Source organism: Arhodomonas sp. KWT, from assembly GCF_010993615.1.
In genome coordinates this window covers 27,710-35,428 of record NZ_WNXE01000025.1, presented here as the reverse complement: position 1 = coordinate 35,428, position 7,719 = coordinate 27,710, and the positions used below count along the sequence as shown (strand labels likewise).

The following is a 7,719-nucleotide window of genomic DNA, read 5'->3' as shown; positions in this document are numbered from 1 at the left end:
GTCGGTGACACCATCGCCCACGGCCTCGACGACGCCGGCGGCCTCCATGCCCGGGGTGAACGGCAGGCCGGGGGGCGTGTACAGACCGGTGCGGAAGTAGACGTCGATGTAGTTGACGCCGATGGCGGTGTGGCGCACCCGCGCCTCGCCCGGTCCGGGAGGCGGCACGTCGACCGTCTCCCAGCGCATGACGTCCGGGCCGCCGTGCTCGTGAACGCGGATCGCGTGGGTCATCGCGGTTCCTCCCGTTGTGGCGTGGTGGCGGGCCGCGGGGCCGCCGGGAAACGACGGCGCGTCAGTGCCCGCCCGCCGAGAAGACGTCGTCGTTGGCCGCCGGTTCCGGGGCGGCGAGCCAGCCCTGGAGCTCGCGCAGGACGATGTCGCCGAGCGCGCGGATGTGGTCGTCGCGTACGTTCAGGCAGGGGATGTAGTGGAACGACTCGCCCCCTGACTCGATGAACAGCTCGCGGTTACCGATGTCGTTCTCCTCCAGCGTCTCCAGGCAGTCCGCGGCGAAGCCGGGGCAGATCATGTCCACGCGCCGGGTGCCCTCGCCGGCCAGGCGCTGGAGGGTGACGTCGGTGTAGGGCTGCAGCCACTCCTTGGGGCCGAAGCGGGACTGGAACGTGGTCAGCCATTCCTCCGGCCCCAGTCCCAGGCGCCCGGCCACCGCCGCGGCGGTGCGCGCGCACTGTTCCGGATAGGGATCCCCCCTGTCGGCGTACTCCCTGGGGATGCCGTGGAAGGAGAACAACAGGATGTCGCCGCGATCGTAGTGCTGCCAGTACTCGCTGATCGAGGCGGCCAGCGCGTCCAGGTAGCCCGGGTGGTCGTGGTAGTCACGGACCAGACGCAGGCCGGGCACTCTGCGGCGGCGGGTCATCGCCTTGGCCACGGCATCGTAGGTGGACGCGGTGGTGGAGGCGGAGTACTGGGGATAGAGCGGCAGCACCGCGATGCGCTCGGCGCCGGCGCGCTCGAGCTCGGCAATGCCGTCCTCGATCGAGGGGCGGCCGTAGCGCATGCCCACCGCCACCGGGATGGGGCGGCCCGTGCGCTCGGCGATGAAACGGCGCACCGCCTCGGCCTGGCGGCGGGTGGTGGTCAGCAGCGGCGAGCCGTCTTCCTCCCAGATCCGCTGGTAGGCCTGTGCGGACTTGCGCGGGCGGGTGCGCAGGATGACGCCGTGGAGCACCAGCCACCACGGCAGCCGCGGTGCCTCGACCACCCGCGGATCCCAGAGGAACTCGGCGAGGTAACGCCGCAGCCCCTTTGTGTCCGGGGTGTCGGGGGTTCCCAGATTGGTCAGCAGAATGCCGATCGGTGTCTCGCTCGTCATGCCTGTCACCCGTCGCGTCCCGCGATACGCCCACCTCGGCCGGCGGGGGCCGCGCCCCCGCCGTGGCACTCACTCCGCGGCCGCTGCCTCGGCCATGGCCGCCTCGACGCTCGCCAGCGCACTCATGTTTACCACGCCCCGGACCGTGACCGACGGGGTCAGGATATGGGCGGGCTGGTTCGAACCCAACAGGATGGGGCCGACCGAGACCGTGTCGGAGACGGTCTTGAGCAGGTTGAAGGCGATGTTGGCCGCGTCGAGGCTGGGCATGATCAGCAGGTTGGCCTGCCCGCGAAGCCGCGAGTTCGGGAAAATGCGGTTGCGGATCTGCTCGTTGATGGCCGCGTCGCCGTGCATCTCGCCCTCGACCTCGAGGGTCGGGTCACGGTCCTCGATGAGCTCAAGTGCCTCGCGCATCTTCTCCGCGTTCGGCCGCGTGGAGGTGCCGAAGCTGGAGTGCGAGAGCAGCGCCACCTTCGGGGTAATGCCGAAGCGGCGGATCTCGTCGGCGGCGAGGATGGTCATCTCCGCGATCTGGTGCGGCGTGGGGTCGTTGTTGACGTAGGTGTCGCACAGGAACAGCGTGCCCTTGGGGCTCATGATCGCGTTCATGGCCGCGAGGTTGCGCACGCCGGGCCGGCGGCCGAGGACCTGCTCGACGTAGTCGATCTGGCGTTCGTAGCGCCCCACCATGCCGCCGAGCATGGCGTCCGCCTCACCGCGCTTGACCATCAGGGCGGCGATCACGGTGTTGCGCGTGCGCACGATCTGGCGGGCGCGGTCCGGGGTGATGCCGCGGCGCTCCATCAGCGAGTGGTACAGTGTCCAGTACTCGCGGTAGCGCGGATCGTCCTCGGGGTCCACCAGCTCGAAGTCCTCGTCGATGCCGAGTCGCAGGCCGAGGCGCTTGAGCCGCATCTTCACCACCCGGCGGCGGCCGACGAGGATGGGCCGGGCGAGGCCGTCGTCCACCACCGCCTGCACGGCGCGCAGCACGCGCTCCTCCTCGCCGTCGCCGTAGACCACGCGCTTGGGGTCCTGGCGGGCGCGCTCGAAGATCGGCTTCATCACCAGCCCGGACTGGAAGACGAACTGGCTGAGCCGCAGGCGGTAGCTGGCGAAGTCCTCGATGGGCAGCGTGGCCACGCCGGAGTCCATCGCCGCCTGGGCCACCGCCGGGGCGACCTTGGTGATCAGCCGGGGGTCGAAGGGTTTGGGGATGAGGTAGTCGGCGCCGAACTTCAGCGGCTTGCCGCCGTAGGCGGCGACCACGACGTCCGAGGATTCCACCAGCGCGAGGTCGGCGATGGCCTTCACCGCGGCCTTCTTCATCTCTTCGTTGATGCCGGTGGCGCCCACGTCCAGTGCGCCGCGGAAGATGAAGGGGAAGCACAGGACGTTGTTGACCTGGTTGGGGTAGTCCGAGCGGCCGGTGGCGAGCACCGCGTCCGGGCGGACCTCCTGCGCCTCCTCGGGCAGGATCTCCGGGGTCGGGTTGGCGAGCGCCAGGATCAGCGGCCGCTCGGCCATGCGCTCGACCATCTCCGGCTTGAGCACGCCCGGTGCCGACAGGCCGAGGAAGATGTCCGCGCCCTCGATCGCCTCGCCCAGGGTGCGGGCGTCGGTCTCCGCGGCATAGACCTCCTTGCGGGGGTCCATGTACTCCTTGCGGCCCTTGTAGACGGTGCCCTTGGAGTCGTTGACGATGATGTTCTCGGGCTTGAGACCCATCGAGACCAGAAGATCGAGGCAGGCGATGGCGGAGGCGCCGGCGCCGGAGGCGACCAGCTTGACGTCCTCGAAGCGCTTCTCGACCACCCGCAGGCCGTTGTAGATCGCCGCCGCGGCGGTGATCGCGGTGCCGTGCTGGTCGTCGTGGAAGACCGGGATGTTCATGCGCTCGCGCAGCTGCTCCTCGACCTGGAAGCACTCGGGCGCCTTGATGTCCTCCAGGTTGATGCCGCCGAAGGTGGGCTCCAGCGAGGCGATGATCTCGACCAGGCGGTCCGGGTCGCGCTCGTCGACCTCGATGTCGAAGACATCGATGCCGGCGAACTTCTTGAACAGCACGCCCTTGCCCTCCATCACCGGCTTGGCAGCCAGCGGCCCGATGGCGCCCAGCCCGAGCACCGCGGTGCCGTTGGTCACCACGCCCACGAGGTTGCCGCGTGCGGTGTACTCGGCGGCCGCATCGGGGTTCTCCACGATCTCCTCGCAGGCGGCGGCCACCCCCGGCGAGTAGGCGAGGGCGAGGTCGCGCTGGTTCGCCAGCGGCTTGGTCGGCGTGACCGCGATCTTGCCCGGGACGGGGTTGCGGTGGTATTCGAGCGCGCTCTTGCGAAAGTCTTCGGACATTGTGTGGTTACCTTGATTCCCCAGTGACGTCGAGCGATGGGCGAGGCGGGCGATTATACGGCCGGGGGCCGTTCGACAACCACCTCCTCCAATTTATAGAAATATTTTCCATTTTTTCAAAGTCGATCGGCCAGGTAGCCCTCCACGGCCCCGGTAAACGCCTCCGGCGCCTCGACATGAAGCCAATGGCCTGCTTCGGGTAGCGTTTCCACTTCGTGGTTCGGGAAGTATCCGGCGATGGCCCGGCGACCGTCGTCATCCACGTACGGCGAGCGTCCGCCGTGGACGAACAGTGCCGGGCCGTCCCAGCGGCCGTCGAGCGCCGGCCAGCCGAGGATGTCGGGCAGTGCCCGGCGCAGGATCGCCAGCGGCAGCCGCCAGTCCCAGCCGCCGTCGGCGCGTTCCAGGTTGGTGAGCAGGAACTGCCGGATGGCCTGGCTGTCGATACGCGCCGCGAGCTGGCGGTCGGCGTCGCTGCGGCTGCCCACGTCCGCCAGCTCCACCGCCTGCATGGCGGCGATGATGGCGTCGTGGTCGTTGTCGGCGTAGGCCACCGGCGCGATGTCGGCGACGATCAGCCCGCGGACGAGCGCCGGGCGGGTCAGGGCCAGCGCCATCGCGACCTTGCCCCCCATGCTGTGACCGAGCACCACCGCCGGGCCCTCCGTTTCGGCCTCGAGCATGCGGGCCACGTCCGCGGCCATGGCCGGGTAGTCCATGCGCCCGCTGTGCGGCGAACGGCCGTGGTTGCGCAGGTCGGGCACGATCACCCGGTGGTCCCGGGACCAGCGCCGGGCATAGCGGCGCCAGTTGGCCCCGGAGCCGTAGAGGCCGTGGAGCAGGACCAGCGGCGCGCCCTCGCCGCTGACCTCACGGTGGAGCTCGATGATGTCGTCGTTCATGGTCCCTCGTTCATGCGGGTTCGCCGGTGACGAGCTGCTGGGCGGCACCGGCCTGGCCGAGGTTGCGCAGCTCCTGGAGCGCGACCCCGAGCATGGGCAGGTCGACCTGCGCGGCCTTGCGCAGCTCGGTGATGGTCTGGGCGAGGCGTTCGACCATGGCCTGGTTGTCCCCGATCCAGCGCTCCAGGCGTTCGGCCGCCGGGGTGTCGCTGTCGCCGCTGCGCAGCACGCGCACGGCCATGCGCCGGAGCTGGACGAAGAATTCCTCCTCCATGCCCGCGCGGTAGCGCTCCTGCCAGGGATCATCCACGCGGTGCTCGGTGATCGCCTCACGCAGCCAGCCCAGCTCCAGGCGTGTGCCGGCGGTGTAGTAGACTTCCGCGGCCTCGCGCAGGCGCGCACCGGTGTCGCTGGCGACCTTGACCAGGTCGAGCGCGGCGTAGAGTGCGTCCAGCCGGGCGACACGGCGGGCCAGTGCCTCGGGTACGCCCTCCTCGGTGTGGTGTCCGACCTCGGTCTCCAGCAGGCCGCGGTCCTCCTCGGGCAGCAGTTCGTCCAGGGTCTCGCCGAGGTGGCGCACCGCCGGCGAGATGCGGGCGACGGTCTCCTCGATGTCCAGCGGCGAGGGCAGGTTGCGCAGCAGCCACAGCGTGGCCCGTTCCTGGAGCTCGCACAGCGCCTCCAGCAGCCGGAGCTGGGTGGTCGCCGGGACGCGGTTGTCCAGGGCGTCCACCTCGTGCCAGAGCTCGCGCAGCCCGAAGATGTCCCGCGCGGCGAAGTACGCGCGGGCGGCGTCTGCCGCGTCCACGCCCGTGCGCGCACGGATGCGGAAGAGGAAGGTCGCGCCCATGCGATTGAGGATGTGGTTGGTCACCACCGTCGCGGTGATCTCGGCGCGCAGCGGGTGGCCCTCGATCCGCTCGCGGAAGCGCTCGCGCAGGGGCTGCGGGAAGTAGCGCATGAGCTCGGCGGTGAGGTAGTCGCTGGCGACCAGCTCGGAGCCGAGCAGCTCCGGGTAGGCCTCGATCTTGGCGTAGGCGAGCAGCACCGCGAGCTCCGGGCGGGTAAGTCCGCCGCCGGCCTTGCCCCGTTCCACGAGCCCCTCGTCGTCGGGCAGGTGCTCGACCGTGCGGTCCAGCCGGCCGCCGCGTTCGAGCTCGCGCATGAACCGCCCGTGCTCGTCGATCAGCTCCGCGGCGTGATGCTGGAGCAGCGACAGGCCCTGGGTCTGGCGGTAGTTGTTGGCCAGCACCAGGCGGGCGACCTCGTCGGTCATGTCCGCGAGCAGGCGGTTGCGCTGCTTGGTGGTGAGGTCGCCGTCGTCGACGGTGCGGTTGAGCAGGATCTTGATGTTGACCTCGTGGTCCGAGCAGTCCACGCCGCCGGAGTTGTCGATGGCGTCGGAGTTGACCCGCCCGCCATGCATCGCGAACTCCACCCGCGCGAGCTGGGTGAGGCCGAGGTTGCCGCCCTCGCCCACGGCCTGGCAGCGCAGCTCGTCGGCATCGACGCGCAGGGCGTCGTTGGCCTTGTCGCCGACGTCCTGGTGGGACTCGCCGGAGGCCTTGATATAGGTGCCGATGCCGCCGTTCCAGAGCAGGTCCACCGGCGCGCGCAGGATCGCCGAGATCACCTCCAGCGGGGTGAGCCGCTCGCCGCCGCTGATGCCGAGTGCCTGCCGGGCGGCCGCCGAGAGCTGGATGGACTTGGCCGAGCGGGGCCATACGCCGCCGCCGGTGGAGATCCGGCTGCGGTCGTAGTCCTCCCAGCTCGAGCGGGCCAGGCCGAACAGCCGCTGGCGCTCGGCGTAGCCCGTCTCCGGGTCCGGGTCCGGGTCGATGAAGATGTGACGGTGATCGAAGGCGGCAATCAGCCGTGTCTGTTCGGAGAGCAGCATGCCGTTGCCGAATACGTCGCCGGACATGTCGCCGATGCCCACGGCGGTGAACGGCTCGCTCTGGATGTCGCGGCCGAGCTCGCGGAAGTGGCGCTGCACGGCGACCCAGGCGCCGCGGGCGGTGATCGCCATCTTCTTGTGGTCGTAGCCGCTGGAGCCGCCGGAGGCGAAGGCGTCGCCGAGCCAGAAGCCGTATTCGTCGGAGAGCTCGTTGGCGTAGTCCGAGAACGTGGCCGTGCCCTTGTCCGCGGCGACTACCAGGTACGGGTCGTCGTCGTCGTGGCGCAGCACCTGCGGCGGCGGGCTGACCTCGCCGGCGGCGATGTTGTCGGTGACGTCGAGCAGGGCGCGAATGAAGATGCGGTAGCCGGCGAGGACCTCGTCCGCGGCGGCCTGCCGGTCCTCGGGCAGCTGCTTGCAGACGAACCCGCCCTTCGCGCCCATGGGCACGATGACGGCGTTCTTGACCATCTGTGCCTTCATCAGCCCGAGGATCTCGGTGCGGTAGTCCTCGCGGCGGTCGGACCAGCGGATGCCGCCGCGGGCGACCTTGCCGCCGCGCAGGTGCACGCCCTCGACCCGCGGCGAGTACACGAAGATCTCGTAGGCCGGCACCGGCTTGGGCACGCCGGGGATGGCCCGGGGGTCGAGCTTGAGGGAGACGAACTCCCGCCGCCGGCCCTCGCTGTCACGGCGGTAGAAATTGGTGCGCAGAGTGGCCTGCACCGCGGCGAGCATGCGGCGCAGGATGCGGTCCTCGTCGAGGCTGGTGACCTCCTCGAGCAGGCCCTCGATCTCCTCGCCCAGGGCCGCTGCCGCGGATTCGTCGGCGCTGTCCGGATCGAGGCGGGCGGCGAACAGCCGGGCAAGCCGCCGGGTGATGGTGGCGTTGTTGGCGAAGGTCTCCTCCAGGTACTGCTGGCTGAACGGCAGGCCGGCCTGGCGGAGGTAGCGCGCATAGGCGCGCAGGATCACGATCTGCTCCCAGGTCAGCCCGGCGGCGAGGACCAGGCGGTTGAAGCCGTCGTCCTCGGCGCGGCGGTGCCAGACCGCGGAGAAGGCGTCCTGGAAGTGCGTGCGGATGTTCTCCGGCTCGCGCTGGCCGGCGCTCGCGTAGCGCAGGCCGAAGTCGTGGATGTAGGCGATGCCGCCGCGCTGCAGGTGTACCTCGTAGGGGCGCTCGTCGACGACCTCCACGCCCATGTGCTCGAGCACCGGCAGGGCAT

At 70.3% G+C, this 7,719-nt stretch carries 5 protein-coding genes; all 5 read right to left on the bottom strand.

Features of this window, described 5'->3' with window-relative positions; genetic code table 11:
* The coding region (locus G7A99_RS06925; RefSeq protein WP_163139295.1) for an alcohol dehydrogenase catalytic domain-containing protein at window positions 1-234 on the bottom strand (234 nt) is incomplete at its 3' end.
* Between the two features lie 61 nt (window positions 235-295).
* A complete protein-coding gene (gene hemH, locus G7A99_RS06920) occupies window positions 296-1,339 on the bottom strand; it encodes a ferrochelatase (RefSeq protein ID WP_163139294.1) in 1,044 nt (347 codons plus the stop codon).
* A gap of 69 nt (window positions 1,340-1,408) precedes the next feature.
* Complete coding sequence (locus G7A99_RS06915; protein ID WP_018718065.1) at window positions 1,409-3,694, bottom strand: NADP-dependent malic enzyme; 2,286 nt, start codon at window positions 3,692-3,694, stop codon at window positions 1,409-1,411.
* Window positions 3,695-3,810: 116 nt separating this feature from the next.
* Window positions 3,811-4,596 (bottom strand): alpha/beta fold hydrolase, encoded by a 786-nt coding sequence (locus tag G7A99_RS06910; RefSeq protein WP_018718066.1) that lies wholly within the window; start codon window positions 4,594-4,596, stop codon window positions 3,811-3,813.
* A 10-nt stretch (window positions 4,597-4,606) separates the two neighbouring features.
* Window positions 4,607-7,719 (bottom strand): NAD-glutamate dehydrogenase domain-containing protein (locus G7A99_RS06905; protein WP_240466151.1); only part of this gene is annotated, 3,113 nt, incomplete at its 5' end.

Coding starts and splice junctions, on each gene's coding strand:
- hemH (WP_163139294.1), bottom strand. CDS start 1,339: ATGACGAGCGAGACACCGATCGGCATTCTGCTGACCAATCTGGGAACC.
- G7A99_RS06915 (WP_018718065.1), bottom strand. CDS start 3,694: ATGTCCGAAGACTTTCGCAAGAGCGCGCTCGAATACCACCGCAACCCC.
- G7A99_RS06910 (WP_018718066.1), bottom strand. CDS start 4,596: ATGAACGACGACATCATCGAGCTCCACCGTGAGGTCAGCGGCGAGGGC.